At 66.8% G+C, this 15,290-nt stretch carries 13 protein-coding genes; 5 read left to right on the forward strand and 8 right to left on the reverse strand.

All coding sequences use genetic code 11. The features are described from left to right. Positions 1 to 17: 17 nt before the first annotated feature. From gcl to GK109_RS12025, 3 genes are all read right to left on the reverse strand, one after another. Positions 18 to 1,808, reverse strand: coding sequence for a glyoxylate carboligase (gene gcl / locus GK109_RS12015; RefSeq protein WP_157240674.1), 1,791 nt, complete (start codon positions 1,806 to 1,808; stop codon positions 18 to 20). Positions 1,809 to 1,928: 120 nt separating this feature from the next. Further along, positions 1,929 to 2,858, reverse strand: coding sequence for a 2-hydroxy-3-oxopropionate reductase (locus tag GK109_RS12020; protein ID WP_370460781.1), 930 nt, complete (start codon positions 2,856 to 2,858; stop codon positions 1,929 to 1,931). An 85-nt stretch (positions 2,859 to 2,943) separates the two neighbouring features. Continuing rightward, entirely contained in the window at positions 2,944 to 3,744 is an 801-nt protein-coding gene (locus GK109_RS12025) for a hydroxypyruvate isomerase family protein (protein WP_157240678.1), read from the reverse strand. Positions 3,745 to 4,089: 345 nt separating this feature from the next. On the opposite strand from GK109_RS12025, the gene GK109_RS12030 reads away from it, so the two are divergent. Continuing rightward, the gene (locus GK109_RS12030; RefSeq protein WP_157240680.1) at positions 4,090 to 4,488 is read left to right on the forward strand and encodes a cupin domain-containing protein; all 399 of its coding nucleotides are present in this window, start codon (positions 4,090 to 4,092) and stop codon (positions 4,486 to 4,488) included. A 79-nt stretch (positions 4,489 to 4,567) separates the two neighbouring features. Here the strand turns inward: GK109_RS12030 and GK109_RS12035 are convergent, their stop codons facing one another. Both GK109_RS12035 and GK109_RS12040 read right to left on the reverse strand, forming a co-directional pair. Continuing rightward, positions 4,568 to 5,857 (reverse strand): MFS transporter, encoded by a 1,290-nt coding sequence (locus tag GK109_RS12035; RefSeq protein ID WP_157240682.1) that lies wholly within the window; start codon positions 5,855 to 5,857, stop codon positions 4,568 to 4,570. Positions 5,858 to 5,917: 60 nt separating this feature from the next. After that, on the reverse strand, positions 5,918 to 7,150 hold the full coding sequence (locus GK109_RS12040; protein ID WP_370460563.1) for a M20 family metallopeptidase: 1,233 nt from the start codon (positions 7,148 to 7,150) through the stop codon (positions 5,918 to 5,920). A gap of 138 nt (positions 7,151 to 7,288) precedes the next feature. Between GK109_RS12040 and GK109_RS12045 the strand changes: the two genes are divergently transcribed. Next, the gene (locus GK109_RS12045; protein ID WP_323057485.1) at positions 7,289 to 8,320 is read left to right on the forward strand and encodes an Lrp/AsnC family transcriptional regulator; all 1,032 of its coding nucleotides are present in this window, start codon (positions 7,289 to 7,291) and stop codon (positions 8,318 to 8,320) included. A 59-nt stretch (positions 8,321 to 8,379) separates the two neighbouring features. Here the strand turns inward: GK109_RS12045 and GK109_RS12050 are convergent, their stop codons facing one another. Both GK109_RS12050 and GK109_RS12055 read right to left on the reverse strand, forming a co-directional pair. Further along, a complete protein-coding gene (locus GK109_RS12050) occupies positions 8,380 to 10,077 on the reverse strand; it encodes an amidase (RefSeq protein WP_197432453.1) in 1,698 nt (565 codons plus the stop codon). Further along, positions 10,074 to 10,379 carry a hypothetical protein gene (locus tag GK109_RS12055; RefSeq protein WP_157240684.1) on the reverse strand — a complete coding sequence of 102 codons (306 nt, stop codon included), beginning with the start codon at positions 10,377 to 10,379 and terminating at the stop codon, positions 10,074 to 10,076. Before GK109_RS12055 ends, GK109_RS12050 begins: the two co-directional genes overlap by 4 nt. A 240-nt stretch (positions 10,380 to 10,619) precedes the next feature. Between GK109_RS12055 and GK109_RS12060 the strand changes: the two genes are divergently transcribed. The 3 genes from GK109_RS12060 (at position 10,620) to GK109_RS12070 (ending at position 13,438) form a co-directional block, all read left to right on the forward strand. Next, positions 10,620 to 12,077: a cation:dicarboxylate symporter family transporter gene (locus GK109_RS12060; RefSeq protein WP_157240686.1), complete on the forward strand. Its 1,458-nt coding sequence runs from the start codon at positions 10,620 to 10,622 to the stop codon at positions 12,075 to 12,077. Between the two features lie 38 nt (positions 12,078 to 12,115). Beyond that, positions 12,116 to 12,415, forward strand: coding sequence for a putative quinol monooxygenase (locus GK109_RS12065; protein ID WP_157240688.1), 300 nt, complete (start codon positions 12,116 to 12,118; stop codon positions 12,413 to 12,415). A 93-nt stretch (positions 12,416 to 12,508) separates the two neighbouring features. Then, entirely contained in the window at positions 12,509 to 13,438 is a 930-nt protein-coding gene (locus GK109_RS12070) for a Rieske 2Fe-2S domain-containing protein (protein ID WP_157240689.1), read from the forward strand. Positions 13,439 to 13,571: 133 nt separating this feature from the next. Here the strand turns inward: GK109_RS12070 and GK109_RS12075 are convergent, their stop codons facing one another. Next, positions 13,572 to 15,281 carry an HNH endonuclease signature motif containing protein gene (locus tag GK109_RS12075; RefSeq protein ID WP_157240691.1) on the reverse strand — a complete coding sequence of 570 codons (1,710 nt, stop codon included), beginning with the start codon at positions 15,279 to 15,281 and terminating at the stop codon, positions 13,572 to 13,574. Between the last annotated feature and the right edge of the window lie 9 nt (positions 15,282 to 15,290).

The following is a 15,290-nucleotide window of genomic DNA, read 5'->3' on the forward strand; positions in this document are numbered from 1 at the left end:
TGTCTGTCTTTCTCGTTCTAGCCCTGCAGAGCCAGGATGGCGGTGGGGGCGTCTGCTGCCGATTCTGCCAGTTCCTCGAACTCGTTGATGGCGTTGATTTCCAGCCCCATGGAGATGTTGGTGACCTTTTCCAGGATCACTTCCACCACGACAGGAACCTGGAACTCGCCCATGAGGGCCTTGGCCTTGTCGAACGCGGCGGCGAGATCGTTGGGGTCCTCCACGCGCACGGCCTTGCAGCCCAGGCCCTCGGCCACCTTGAGGTGGTCCACGCCGTAGCCGCGGGTTTCCTCGGACAGGTGGGTGCTGTTGATGTTCTCGAAGGCCAGGGACACGTTCTGCTCCATGCTGAAGCCGCGCTGCGACTGGCGGATCAGGCCCAGGTAGGAGTTGTTCACCACCACGTGGATGTACGGCAGGTTGAACTGCGCACCCACGGCCAGTTCCTCGATCATGAACTGGAAGTCGTAGTCTCCGGACAAGGCCACCACGGTCTCGTCCGGCTTGCCGCGGACCACGCCGAGGGCTGCCGGGGCGGTCCAGCCCAGGGGGCCCGCCTGGCCGGCGTTGATCCACTTGCGCGGTCCGAACACGTGCAGCATCTGCGCGCCGGCGATCTGGGACAAGCCGATGGTGGACACGTAGATGGTGTCGCGGCCGAAGGACTTGTTCATCTCCTCGTACACGCGCTGCGGCTTGATGGGGATGTTCTCGAAGTGCGTCTTGCGGTGCAGGGAGGCCTTGCGGTCCTGGCACTCGGCAACCCAGGCGCTGTAATCCGGCAGGGACCCTGCCGCCTTGCGCTCTTTGGCGAGCTCGACCAGCCCTGCCAGCGCGGCGCCGGCGTCGGACGCGATGCCCAGGTCCGGGGAGAACACGCGGCCGATCTGCGTGGGCTCGATGTCGATGTGCACGAACTTGCGGCCGGCCGTGTAGGTGTCCAGTCCGCCGGTGTGGCGGTTGGCCCAGCGGTTGCCGATGCCGATCACGAAGTCGCTCTGCAGGTAGTTCTCGTTGCCGTAGCGGTGGGAGGTCTGCAGGCCCACCATGCCGGCCATCAGCCGGTGGTCGTCCGGGATGGTGCCCCAGCCCATCAGCGTGGGGATGACGGGGACGTCCAGGATCTCGGCCAGCTCAACCAGCTGGGCCGAGGCGCCGGCGTTGATGATGCCGCCGCCGGCCACGATCAGCGGGTGCTTGGCCGCGGTCAGCATGTCCAGGGCCTTTTCGAGCTGCTTGCGGGAGGCCTTGGGCTTTTCGACGGGGAGGGGCTCGTAGGTGTCGATGTCGAACTCGATCTCGGCCATCTGCACGTCGATCGGCAGGTCCAGCAGCACCGGGCCGGGGCGGCCGGAGCGCATCAGCTGGAAGGCCTTCTGGAAGGCGCCGGGAACCTGGCCGGGCTCCAGGATGGTCATGGCCATCTTGGTCACGGGCTTGGCGATGGACTCGATGTCCACGGCCTGGAAGTCTTCCTTGTGCAGCTTGGCCACGGGGGCCTGGCCGGTGATGCAGAGCATCGGGATGGAGTCGGCCCAGGCGGCGTACAGGCCGGTGATCATGTCGGTGCCGGCAGGGCCGGAGGTGCCGATGCAGATGCCGATGTTGCCGTCCTTGGCGCGGCTGTAACCGTCCGCCATGTGGCTTGCGCCTTCAACGTGGCGGGCCAGGGTGTGGCGGATCCCGCCGTGGGCGCGCATTGCGGAATAGAAGGGGTTGATTGCGGCGCCTGGCAGGCCGAACGCCTCGATGGCGCCTTCCTTTTCCAGGATGGCCACCGCTGCATCAACGGTACGCATCTTGCTCATGGGGTGCTCCTTGAAAGCTTGAAAAGTCTGTTTTTGGGTGTGCTGAGGGAGCCGCCGTCGTTTTCATGGACGACGGCGGGTCCCCTGCTGGTGTTTCTTAGGCGCCTGTGGCGCTGGTGCTTATTTCCTGCCGCTGAGTTGCAGGACCTGCTTGAAGAGTCCGGAGTGGTCGAGGCTGCCGTCGCCCTGGTTGACGGTGGCGGCGACGAGCTGGGCGACGACGGCGCCGAGGGGGATGGCGACGTTGGCTTCGCGGGCGGCGGAGGTGACGATGCCGAGGTCCTTGTGGTGCAGGGCGAGGCGGAAGCCGGGGTCGAAGTTGCGGTCCAGCATTTTCTGGCCCTTCTGGTCCAGGACCTTGGAGCCGGCCAGGCCGCCGCCGAGGACCTTGAGGGCGGCGTCGGTGTCCACGCCGTAGGCCTCCAGGAAGGCGATGGCCTCGCCCAGGACCTCGATGTTGACCGCGACGATCAGCTGGTTTGCAGCCTTGACGGTCTGGCCGGAGCCGGAGGGGCCCACGTGCACGATGGTTTTGCCGACGGCGTTCAGGACGTCCTGGGCGTCGTCGAAGTCTTCCTTGTCGCCGCCCACCATGATGGAGAGGACGGCGTCGATGGCGCCCTGTTCGCCGCCGGAAACGGGGGCGTCGAGGGGGCGGATGCCGGCCTCGCGGGCTTCATCGGCGAGGCGCTTGGCCACGTCCGGGCGGATGCTGGAGGCGTCGATCCACAGTGCGCCCTGCTTGGCGTTGGCGAAGACGCCGTCCTTGCCGCTGACCACGCCCTCGACATCGGGGGAGTCCGGCACCATGGTGATGACGACGTCGGCATCCTTGACGGCGTCAGCGATGCCCGTGGCGCCCTTGCCGCCTTCTGAAACCAGTTTGTCGATCTTGTCCTGGCTGCGGTTGAAGCCGGTGACGGTGTGGCCGGCCTTGACCAGGTTGATGGCCATGGGCAGGCCCATGATTCCGAGTCCGATGACTGCAACGTTGCTCATGATGGTTCTCTTTCCTGAAGTCTGTGTGGTGCCGGAGGTGCCGGTGGGGATGCCCGGCCCAACTAGGTAGCGCTAAGTGTCGTTATGAGGGCTCAAAACGACACTTGGCGCTACTCAGTTGGGTGGGGCGGGTGGACTAGCGGGAGGCGTGTTCGCGGATGGCCCAGCTGAAGGCTGTTTCCTGCGGTTCCTTGTATTCGAGTCCGATGTAGCCCGTGTAGCCGAGTTCGCGGCTGCGGGCGATCCATTGGCCCAGCGGGAGCGTGCCCGTTCCCGGGGCGCCGCGGCCGGGGTTGTCGGCGATCTGGATGTGGCCGAAGTCCTTGGCATGGTTTTCGATGACGGACTCGACGTCGTCCCCGTTGACTGCGAGGTGGTAGAAGTCGGCGAGGAGCTTGATGTTTTCGACGCCGGCCTCCGCCTTCACGCGGGCGATGACCTTGAGTGCGTCATCAGCGGTGAGGAGCGGGTATTTGGGTGCGCCGCTGACGGGTTCCAGGAGGACGGTGCCGCCGATGTGGGCGACGCCTTCTGCCGCTGCCGCCAGGTTCCTGACCGCGAGTTCGTCCTGCTCCTTGGGGGTGGAGCCGTCCTGCCGGTTCCCGTAAAGGGCGTTGAAGGCCTTGCAGCCCAGGCGCCCGCCGATGCCGGCAACAACCTCGATGTTGTCCTTGAACTCTGACTCGCGTCCCGTCCAGGACACCAGGCCGCGGTCCCCGCCCGGCATGTTGCCGGCGTTGAAGTTCAGGCCCGTGAGCTGGACGCCGGCGTCCTTGATGGCGTTCTCGAATTCGGTGACCTGGGTGTCGGAGGGAACTGAGGACTCGAAGGGCCACCAGAACTCGACAGCGTCAAAGCCGGCTGCCTTGGCTGCCGCGGGGCGCTCGAGCAGGGGCAGTTCAGTAAGGAGGATGGAGCAGTTCACTGTGTACGTCATCGTAGGTCCTTCCAGGGAGGGCTTTGATCTATCTTCCTTTGCGGCGGGCTTGCTTCAAGTTTTCGCTTTGTGGAATTTAGATTCTGCTTTATGAAAAGTCTAGGGAAGGATGGGCGCCGGAGTCAAGGCGGACCGGTTTGGGAGGGGGAGGAAATTTCCCATTGACTTCAGGTGCTGCAGGGCTACGGTTAGAGATACATCGGCACGGTCCGGTGGAGGGGTGGGCGCCGGGGCAGGGGCGCACGCCGCTACATGGTCTCAATACAACTTCGCCGCTCGTCGGTATCCATTCCATCGCCTGGTCCGCGCCGGGCGTTCTCCACACCACTCATAGGCTGTGACCTCATGACGGCAAATTTCATCAGGGAACTGGCAGTCAAGTCCTTGGATTCACCGGACTCGAAGCGTTGCCCGGACAAGGCGGAATTCGACCTTGTCACCGTTGACGACTACTCCGTGGCGCGCCTGATCCTCGCGCCGGGCTGGCGGTGGTCGGACTCTGCAAGGCCCTCCGAGCTGACCCCCTACTGCGAGCACCACCACCTCGGCTATTGCATATCGGGGCAACTGGAGGTGGAAACGCCCGACGGTGGACGGTCAACGATTCACGCCCATGACACTTATGCGCTGCCTCCCGGGCACGATGAATGGGTGGTTGGCGACGAGCCGTTCGTCGCCGTCGAATTCCTGGGCGCGGCCTCGTTCGGCCGCCCCCGCAGCTTCGGAATGCACGCCAGGATCTAGCACGGCACCAAAAAGTCCCCTGCCGCTCTTGTGAGCGGCAGGGGACCGGTGGTGCGCCGGGGCGGGCGGCCCCAGCTTCCTAGTGGGTCAGGTCCTTGCCCTTCGTCTCGGGAATGGTGAAGACGAACGCGGCACTGATGGCCAGCAGGACCACCGCATACACGTTGAACACCTGCGGGACGCCCAAGGTGGTTCCCAGCCACTGCTGCAGGTACGGGGCCGTTCCGCCGAAGGCTGCCACGCAGATGGAGTACGGGACGCCGACGCCCACGGTGCGGATCGACGTCGGGAACAGCTCGGCATAGACGGCCGGGACAATGGCGGCGCTCGCGGCGATGAAGATCAGCATCACGGACATGCTCACCGCCAGCTGCCACGCAGAGTCCTTCAGCAGCCAGGTCATGGGGAAGTGGAGTACCCCGCCGCCGATCGCGCCGGACCACAGGACCTTCTTGCGTCCGATGCGGTCGGACAGCTTGCCCCAGAAGGGAAGTGCGGCGATGAACACGATGTTGGCGACCACGCCGGCCCACAGCGCCTCGCCGCGGTCGATCTTCAGGGCGGTGGTGGCGTAGCTCGGCGCCACGACGCCCCAGATGTAGTAGATCACCGTGAGGCCCACGGTGAGGCCGATGACCTGCAGCGCCTGCTTGCGGTGGCGGACAATCTGGGGCCAGATCGGAGCGCGCTTTTCGGCGACGGACTCGCCTTCGAAGGCATCGGTCTCGTGCAGCCGTGACCGCATGATCAGCGCGTACAGGCCCATCGCCGCGCCCAGGAGGAACGGAATCCGCCAGCCCCAGGCGTTCATGGCCTCGGTGGTCAGCGTCATGTTCAGGACGGCGCCCAGCAGTGTGCCGAACAGGATGCCCACGGTTCCGGAGGTGTAGATCAGGGTTGCCCAGAACCCGCGGTGCTCCTTGGGTGCCATTTCCGAGAGGTAGGTTTGCGACGACGGCAGCTCGCCGCCGTGCGCCAGGCCCTGGACCAGGCGGGCCACCAGCAGCATGAGCGAGGCCCAGGCGCCGACGCTGGCGAACGTCGGCGCGATGCCGATCATCAGGCTGCCCAGTGAAGCGAGTCCGACGGCGAGCGTCATGGACGTCTTTCGGCCCACCCTGTCGCCAATCCAGCCGAAGAGGAAGCCGCCGAAGGGCCGTGCGACGAAGCCGACGGCGAAGATCGCCAGCGTGGACAGCACGGCCGACGCGGGATCGGCTTTGCTGAAGAGCTGGCTGGCGATGAAGGGCGTGAACGTGGCGTAAATGGCCCAGTCGTACCATTCGACGGCATTGCCGATGCCGGTCCCGACGATGGTTTTAGCGGTGGACACGCGTCCAGTCTGCTGCTTGCTTACTGCGATGGACATGGTTACTTCCTGAGGATTGGGGAGGATGGCGGGGATAGGGATGGGGGAGGCCGACGGCGGCTAGGACGCCGCTGCCAGCGCCGCCAGGCGCGATGTGGCGAGTTCGGTGTAAAGCGCTGCCCCGTCAGCCAGCACGCCGTCGTCGAACGTTGCGTAAGGCGAGTGGTTGAACGGTGAGGTGGCCGGATCGCCGCCGGGGGCGACGGCGCTGAGGCCGACGAAGGTGCCCGGCACCTCGGCCAGCACGCGGGAGAAGTCCTCGGAGCCGCTCAGCGGAGTGGCCCAACGGGAGAGGCGGCGCTCGCCGAAGAGCCCTGCGATGACTTTTTCCGCCGTGTGGGTTTCGTCCTCGTTGGTGATGGTGAGGGGGTATTCCTCCTGGTAGTCGACGTGGACTTCCACCCCGTGCGCGGCAGCGATTCCTTGGAGCAGGCGCGGCACGGCTTCCTTCATCTTCAGGCGGGATTCCTCGGAGAAGGTCCGGACCGTCGCCTCGATGCGCGCCGTTTCGGGAATGACGTTCCGCTTGGTGCCGGCATGGAGCACGCCCACCGAGAGCACCACGGGATCGAACATGTTGAACTGTCGGGTCACCATGACCTGGAGGGCCGTGACCATTTCGGCCGCCACGGTGACGGGATCCTTCGCGGAGTGCGGGGCCGAGCCGTGGCCGCCGGCGCCGAGTACCGTGACCTCAAGCCCGTCCGAGGAGCTGAGCATCACGCCGGACTTTGTGCAAAACGTGCCGTGGGGCTCGAGGGAGGAAAACACGTGCATCCCGTAGGCCGCCTGGACCCGGGTGCCGGCGGCGTCCAGGACGCCTTCGCGGATCATGTAGCTGGCTCCGTCGCAGCCTTCTTCGCCGGGCTGGAACATGAGGACGACGTCGCCCTGCAGCTGGTGCTGCCTCTCGGCGAGGAGCGTTGCGGCCCCGGCGAGCATCGAGGTGTGCAGGTCGTGGCCGCAGGCGTGCATGGCGCCGTCCGTCCGGGATGAGAATTCGACGCCGGTCTTTTCCTGCACCGGGAGGCCGTCCATGTCCGCGCGGAGGAGGACCGCGGGCCGGTTCGTCATGGTGCTTTCCGCTGCAGCCATGCCGCCGCCGCGAAGCACCGCGGTGACGGAGGTGGTGTCCTTGCCCAGGGTGATCTCGAAGGGAAGTCCGTCCAGGGCCTGGAGGACCTTGTCCTGGGTCCGGGGAAGGTGAAGCCCGATTTCCGGGTGCCTGTGCAGGTCCTGGCGGAGGCGGATGAGGTCCCCCTGCAGTTCCTGCGCATCTTCGGTTACGGGCACTTGTCACTCCTCGCATTGGCGTTCCGGGTCTGTGGACTATTCTGGAGTGGCGCAGTTCACATCCTTCGAAACCGCTGGAAATATGCTGCAAGTACGGCCTCTCTGCAGGATTCGTGCAGAAGAAACAAGGGGTGATCCGTGGAACTCAGCGAAGACGACCTGGCGCTCATCCAGGTACTGCAGTCCTCCCCGCGGCTCGGCTGGGCGGATGCGTCAAAGGTGCTGGGCGTCCACGCCACCACGCTTGCTGCCCGGTGGGAGCGGCTGGCATCAAGCGGGGCAGCGTGGGTCACCGCCCACCTGGTGGGGGATCCGCAGCAGATGCTCCTGGCGTTCGTTGCGGTGGACTGCGAGATGCATCTTCGTGACAGTGTCACGGCGCAATTGGCGGCCGTGCCGGAGATCGTCACCGTCGAGGAGGCGGCCAGCAACCGGGACCTGATGCTGACCGTCATCACGAAATCGTTGGACGAGTTCAGCAGCCGGGTTGTTGCCCGGCTGAAGACCGTTGAGGGGCTCACCAAGTACCAGACGGCGCTTTGTACACGGCTTCACACCAGCGCGGACGAGTGGCGCCTGAACGTCCTGGACCGGACCCAGCTGGCAACCCTGAGGACGCTGGGTGCTTCGGCCGGTGCGGGGACGCGGCGGCCGGACCCGCAGGGTGAACTGCCGGCGAGCCACCTGGACCTGTTGCCGTACCTCGCGCGGGACGGACGCGCCACGGCGGCTGACATCGCGCGGGGGCTGGGGCGCCACCCGGCCACAGTGCAGCGGCAGCTGAACCGCGTGCTGGCCAGCGGCATCCTGCTGTTCCGGTGCGAAATTGCGCAGGCCTACTCTTCCTACCCGGTGACCTGCCAATGGTTCGCGAACGTTCCGGCCGGCCGCCATGAGGCTGCCGCCGCCGAAATCCGTACCATCAGCAACGTCCGGCTCAGCGCCTCCACCACAGGCCCCACCAATTTCGTGATCATCATGTGGCTGCAGTCCCTGGCGGACGTGATGAACGCCGAACTGGCACTGCAGCAGAAGGTCCCGGACATCGAACTGGTGGAGAGCGTGGTGATGCTGCGGACCGTCAAACGGGTCGGCTGGATGCTGAAGGAGGATACGACGTCGAGCGGCGCGGTGGTGGTGGAGGCCGGAGGACTGCCGGCTGCGGACTGAGCCGTGGACGTCCCGGCCCGCCTCCTGGAAGGGGGCGGGACCGGGGGCTTCCGGGGCTGCTACTGGGACAGCTCGGCCACCTCGTGCGCCTCGAGACGGCCCCGGCCCGGTGGAACGGGCGCGGCCGCAACCTTGCCGCGGGCGCTCTTGCTGAAGGGCTTCCGGGACTTGGACGGATCAACGGAGATCGGCTCGGGGGAGTCCCCGGCAGGGTTCGCCGGGCGCCGCAGGTGCCAGTCCGTCACGGCCTGGTACGCCGCAGCCACGGCAAGGAGCCGGTCCTCGGCGAAGGGCTGGCCGCCGAGGATGGTGCCGATGGGAACGCCCGCGGAGTCGAAGCCGATGGGCAGGGCGAGTTCCGGCAGGCCGATGGCATCGAACGGGTTGGGGCTGGTCTGCAGCACCACGTCGCACTGCTCGAACAGGTCGTCCAGCACGCGTTCCAGCAGCAGGACCTTGGCACGCTGGCCCAGCACATACTCGTTCGCGCCGAGCATGGAGCCCTGCAGCCAGCCGGTTACCGACACCCCGAAGCTGCGCAGGTCCTTGCGCAGCACCGGCAGGAAGGGCTCGCTGCGTTCCGGCAGCCGGACGTTGTTGAAGGCCGTGCTGGTGAGGGTGTCCCAGTCCTCCGGCAACCGCACGTCGACCACCTGGATGCCTTCAATGCCGGCGAGCTTGTCCAGGAAGGCCCGGCGTGCGGCCGCTGTTTCCGATGAGCCTGCGGTGAAGTCCGGGATGACGCCCACGCGGGTCCCCCAGCGCATGGCCACCTTGTTGCCGCGCTTCACCGGGGTGGCGGCCTGGATCAGGTCCGGAACCGGTGGAAGCCCCAGTGTCCGCGGATCGTTGGGATCCTCGCCGGCCATGGTGCTCAACATGATTGCCGCGTCCTTGGCATCCCTGGCGAGGGGGCCAGGGTGGTCGCGGGTATAGCTCAGGGGGATGATGCCGTACAGCGAGACCCGGCCCATGGTGGGTTTGAGCCCGGTGAGGTTCTGGGCGTTGGAGGGCGCGGTGATGGAACCGCCGGTTTGGGTTCCGACGCTGGACGCCGCCATCCGTGCGGCCACAGCCGTGGCTGAGCCGGACGAGGACCCGCCGGGATTCGTCTGCGGATTCCCCGGCGTCCACGCATTGACGGTGGTGATGCGGCCGTCCGGCGTGGTGGCCCTGGTGGTGGCGAGCGGCCCCATCTGGGTCTTGCCAAGGACGATGCCGCCGGCATTCGCCAGCCTGGAGACCGCCGTCGCGTCAAAAGGGGGAACAAAGTCCTTGAAGATGTAGGAGTTCGCCGTCGTGGGATAGGCACGGGTGTAGTAGTTGTCCTTGATGGCCAGGGGAATGCCGTGCAGGGGACCCTTGTACGCCGCGCCGGCCAGGGCGCGGGCGCTGGCAAGGGCGTCGTCGGCGGCCACGAGGTTGAAAGCCTGGTAGCCCGCATCAAAGGCGCCGATCCGGTCGAGGTAGGCCTCCACCAGGAGTTCCGCACTGAGCCGGCCCTGCCGGATGAGGCTTGCTGCTTCCGCGATGGTCAGTTCGGTGATGTCGGCGAGGGCCTCGGGCCGGACGTCGCCGTAGGCGTCCGGGTTGATGCCCGCGGGCACTGTTGCCGAGGGCGCCGCATGGGCAACGGCGGGAAGCGCCGCCGCGCCCAACGAGGTGGCCGCAGCCAGCACGGCAAACCTGTTGACGAATGACCGGCGGTCGATGGTGCGGTCCATGGGCTGGCTGGTCGAGCTTTCCACCGGGTTCATGCCGTCCTCCGTGCAGTGTCAATCGAGGGGTACAGGGCCGGAGGGGCCGCCTGCTGGGACAAGAGCGCAGGGTCAGCATTGCCTGCCGGGCCGGCGAAAGGCACCTGGTAGGCGCTGAGTTCAGCGACTGTGGTGCGCATGAAGGAGCGCAGGCTGGCCAGGACCGACGCCTGTCCCGGGCTTCCCGTCTCCGGGTCGCTGGCGGTTCCGGCGGGAAGCTGGTTCAGGTCGATGCCGAGCGAGGCGAGGCGGGCCCGGATCATGGTGTCCAGTTCGGCGTCGGTGGGGGGAGTGAGTGGCATGATGCTCCGTTTCTTCGGGGCTGGGGTGCAGCCCGTGCAGCTGAGACAAGGGGATACTTTCACTTCCCCGTGGCGCTGTCATGTCACATAAGTTGCCGGCTCATTTCGCCCCGACGGACCCCGTCGGTTTAATAATTCCGCATTACGGATTTATCTTTCCGGAAACATGCATTCCCTAGCGTTGCTCGTGACCCTGCGGCATCCCGTGTGCCGTCCGTCCTTCAACGAACAGGCACTGGCATGAACTTCACCGCCGACGCAGCACCCTCCCTGCAACCGCCAACCGGGGCGCCCAGGCAGCCGCTCTACAAGTCCCTCTTCTTCCAGATCCTGGTTGCCGTCGTCGCCGGCGTCCTGATCGGCCACTTCTGGCCTGACACCGGCGCGGCGCTTCGCCCCCTGGGTGACGGCTTCATCCAGTTGATCAAGATGATCATCGCGCCGCTGATCTTCCTGGTGATCGTCACCGGCATCGCGGCAGTCAGCGACGTCAAGGCCGTAGGCCGCGTCGGGGTGAAGGCGCTGGCCTATTTCACGGCAGCCACGCTGTTCGCCCTGGTCTTCGGCCTCGTTGTGGGGAACCTTGTCCAGCCCGGCGCGGGCCTGAACATCGATCCGGCGTCGCTCTCCCAGGACGCCCTCAACGCGAAAACCGCCACCGCCCCGCCCAAGGACGCCGGCGCCTTCATCCTGGGAATCATTCCCACGAGCGTGGTGGGCGCCTTTGCCGGCAACAGCCTGCTGCAGGTCCTGTGCTTCGCGGTGTTCTTCGGTGCGGCGATCGTCGTCGTCGGCCGTGAACGCTGCCTGCCGGTCATCACCCTGATGGAAACGGTGCTGGAACTGTTCTTCAAGATCATGGGCTGGGTGATGCGGGTGGCTCCCGTGGGAGCCTTCGGCGCCATGGCCTTCATCATCGGACAATACGGCCTGGGCTCGCTGGGCACCTATGCGCTGCTGATCGCAGCCTGCTATGGCGCGGCAATCGTGTTCATCGGGCTGCTGTTCGTGGTGGCGTGGGCGTATCCGCGGGTGCCGCTGTGGCAGTTCATGAAGTACACCCGGGAGGAATTCCTCCTGGCGCTGGGCACCGCGTCCACCGAGTCCGTGATGCCACGCATCATGACCAAGCTGACCAACGCCGGCTGTTCCCGCGCCACCACCGGCCTGGTGGTCCCCACCGGCTACTCCTTCAACCTGGACGGCGCCGCGCTTTACCTTTCCATCTCGCTGCTGTTCCTGGCGCAGGCCTTTGGCTACAACCTGGACCTGGGCCAGCAACTTGCCGCCCTTGGGGTCCTCATGCTTACGTCCAAAGGAATGGCCGGCGTACCCGGTTCGGCGTTCCTGGCGCTCTCCGCCACCGCGGGAGCGCTGGGGATCTTCCCGGTGGCCGGCGTCGCGCTGCTCCTTGGCGCGGACCGGTTGATGGACTCCATGCGCGTAGTGGTGAACCTGCTGGGGAACTGCGTTGCCACTTTTGTGGTGGCAAAGTGGGAGGGCCAGTTCGACCGTGCCGCCATGCTTCGCGCCTTTGCCGGTGACATCGCCTTTGCCGGTGGCATTACGACGGCGGAGGCAGCGACGGAGCCAGCCAGCAGCAAAGTGCCGGGTGGCCCCGCAGTGGTGCCCGAAGCAGAACCGTCCCGGCCGGCGGAAACCCTGCCCGTGGAGACGTCCCCTGCGAGGGCGCGGTAGCGCCGCGTTCTGTCGTGCCCGTCATGCACACTGTCCCTATGACCTTTGCGAATGTGGGAACCCTCGAGACCAAACCCGGCCAGCGTGACGCCGTCGTTTCCATCCTGGTCCGGCCCATGGCCGGGCTGAAGGAGGCAGGCTGCCTGCTGTATGAGGTCGGCATCAACGATGCCGCGCCGGACACGGTGTTCGTCTGTGAACTGTGGGAATCGCCGGAGGCCCACCGGGCTTCGCTCGAACTGGACAGCGTGCAGGCTGCCATAACCGAGGCCATGCCCCTGCTGTCCGGCGAAATGGGCGGCCACCAGTTCACGGTGCTTGGTTCTCCACTCCGTTAGCCTTCCGCGCCCCATTGCCCTGTGCCCCGCCCGCCCCAGCAAGTAAGCTTCCGGGCAACGGCTGGAGACGGAGCAAAGGGGTAAGGGAGACGCATGAAACCGCTGCCTGCATTGGAACTTGTTACCCGCCTGGAGGATGCCGAGTGGCTGGATCCTGTGGCCAAGAAGGTCCGAAAGGTGGTGAAGCGGGTTATCCGCCCGAAGTGGGCGCGCGACGTCCTCCATGGCGTTCCCATAGGGCACCCCGTGCATCCGCTGGCGGTCCAGGTGCCGCTCGGGGCCTGGATATCGGCCGCTGTACTGGATGCTTTCCCCGGTAATGATCGGGCTGCCGCAGTCCTGATCGGAGTGGGAACCGGCACCGCTGTGCCCTCCGCCGTCGCAGGTTTTACCGATTGGAGCCAGCTGCACCCCCAGCAGCAGCGGGTGGGGCTGGTTCACGCTGCCGCCAACATCACCGCAACGGGCCTTTACCTTGCCTCCTTGGTTGCACGTGCCCGGGGCGGCCGGGGAAGCGGCAAGGTGCTCGCTTACCTGGGCCTTGCCGTGGTGGGTGCGGGCGGTTTCCTGGGTGGCCACCTGACCTACCGGCAGGCGGCCGGCGTTAACCACAGCGAGGAGATCCCGCACCGCTTCCCGAGCGGCTGGCAGCCCCTGGCACCGCTGGCGGAACTGCCGGACGGCAAGCTCCACAAGGTTGTTGTTGCCGAAATCCCGTTGCTTGTTTACCGGGCGGCAGAAGATGTGCACGTTCTGTCCGATGTCTGCAGCCACCTCTCCGGGCCGCTTCACGAAGGCAAGCTGAAGGGCGGCAGGCTTCAGGCCGGGGCGGTTCAGGCTGGCGGGGCTTCTGGCGGTGGTGATGGCAGCGGCGACCCGTGCGTCGTCTGCCCTTGGCACGGAAGCACCTTCTCGCTCCGTACGGGAGAAGTCCAGGCTGGCCCCGCAACGGCACGGCAGCCACTGTTCGAAACCCGTGTGAGCGACGGCCTCGTGGAAGTGTGCCTGCCGGGGGCTGAGTAGGCGCGCTCGCCTGAGGCCTTAGCCGGGCGTGCGCCCGGCCGCAGGGCAGGGCGGTGTCCCGCCCGCGTAGTTGGCACCGTCTATTTGGCCGGGTCTGTATTTGGCCGGGTCTGCGGCGGGCATGTGGTGTCGGCTAGGTCAGCGCCGGGTCGCCGGCCCTTAAAGGGTCGCGGGCCCAAACGGCCGGCAGGGCATAGAAGTCCTCCCATAAGGGGTCGTCCGCCGGCAGATCGTCCGGGTCCAGCAGGTTGTCACCCACAGGTTCCTCGGGAGGAGGTTCCACGTAAGGGAGGTCTCCGGCAGGGCAGCCATGAGTAGTGAACATGGATGGATACGGCAGCAGGCCAGGCGTTTGCCCGGTGTGCTGCTCCTTCGGTTTTGGCCGCGCCGGCACGTCCGGCCAGTGGGGTGGTTCCCAGTCCTGGTGTTCGCTTGTGTAGTGGCGGCCGGTGGGTGAGGTCCAGCCGGGTGGTGCGGTTGTGGTGGCGGGGGTGGGTTTCCAGCCGCTGGTGTGGCGGAGTTTGTGGTGTTTCGGGCAGGGCTGGCCGAGGTTCGATACTCCTGTGGTGCCGCCGTTGTGCCAGGCGAGGAGGTGGTCGGCTTCGTTGTCGAGGGAGGGGTTGTTGCAGCCGGGGAAGGGGCATTTTCCGTCCCTTAGCCTGAGCCAGTTCCGCATGGCTTTGGTGACCCGGTAGCTGGTGCGGTCGATTTCCAGGGGCGCGCCGTCCCGCGGGTCCACCAGCACCCGGTAGAAGGAGCTGGCACCGTCGGCGACGAGGTCCCGGGCCATGGAGGCGGGGATGGGTCCGTACCCGTCCAGCACCGCCGGCTCATCAGTCAGGCCGAGCAGGGCGAACACTGGCACGGTGACCAGCACCTGCGGCCGAATCGACGACGACGGGCCGGGACCTGCCACCTCCCCGCCGCCGGAACTTCCCGCGTCACCGTGCCCGGCACTGGTTGCCTCGCTGTGTCCGGTAACCCGGGAGATGTTCCCGCCGCCCAGGAGCGCCTCGGCGAGATTGTCGGCCCTGAGCTGGGTCAGGGTGCGGGCCTCGTCCGGGCCCTGCAGTCCCCGGGAAATGGCGGTCAGCCGGTTCCAGACCGCGGATGCCTGGTCCGCGGGCAGGTAGGCGGCCACCCAGGCCATCGCGTCGTTATCCGGCCAGTACTCCACCCGCCGGTCCGCCAGGGACTTGGCATGCCGCTTCGCCAGGCTCTCCGGATGGTGCCGCTCCCGCCACCCCCGCGCCTTGGCCCTGAACCGGTACGCCGGCATCTCCCCCACCGGGCACCCGCGGACCGCCCCCGGGGCGTCCGGATCCAGGAAATGGGCCTCCAGGGCCGCCGCCCCGGCCGGGCCAAGGCCGACGGTCTGGTCCACCATGGTCCGGGCATGCGCCCAGGAAATCGTCCCGCCCTGCAGGGCGGCCAGGGTCCGGGGCAGCGACGCGGTCAAGGCATGGGCTTCAGCCAGCAAAGCACCGGCGGCCCGGTCGCCGATGGCCAGCGCACACCCGACCTCGGCCACCAGGCTCCGGTCCTGCGCCGTGGCCTCGTGAGGGGACCCGGGCGGAGGATTCATCGCCTTCGTCGCCCCGGCAAGGGCCGCCGCGGCCACTGCCTTCACCGCCGCCAACTTCGCTTCCGACCGCGCCACCCCACCCAGGACATCCAACGCCGCATCAGCAACCCGCTGTAACGGATCATCATCAGCCCCGCCCGCAAGACCGGAACCGGCGGTACCGGAAACAGCGGTACCGCTGCCATTAAGCACCCCCGCAAAAGCAGCCACAGATGCGTCTACTGCCGCCTCCGCCTCCGCCACCGGGTTGCTTTCCATGAATCCATC

The sequence above is a fragment of the Pseudarthrobacter sp. GA104 genome (assembly GCF_009741265.1).
Taxonomy (GTDB): Bacteria; Actinomycetota; Actinomycetes; order Actinomycetales; family Micrococcaceae; genus Arthrobacter.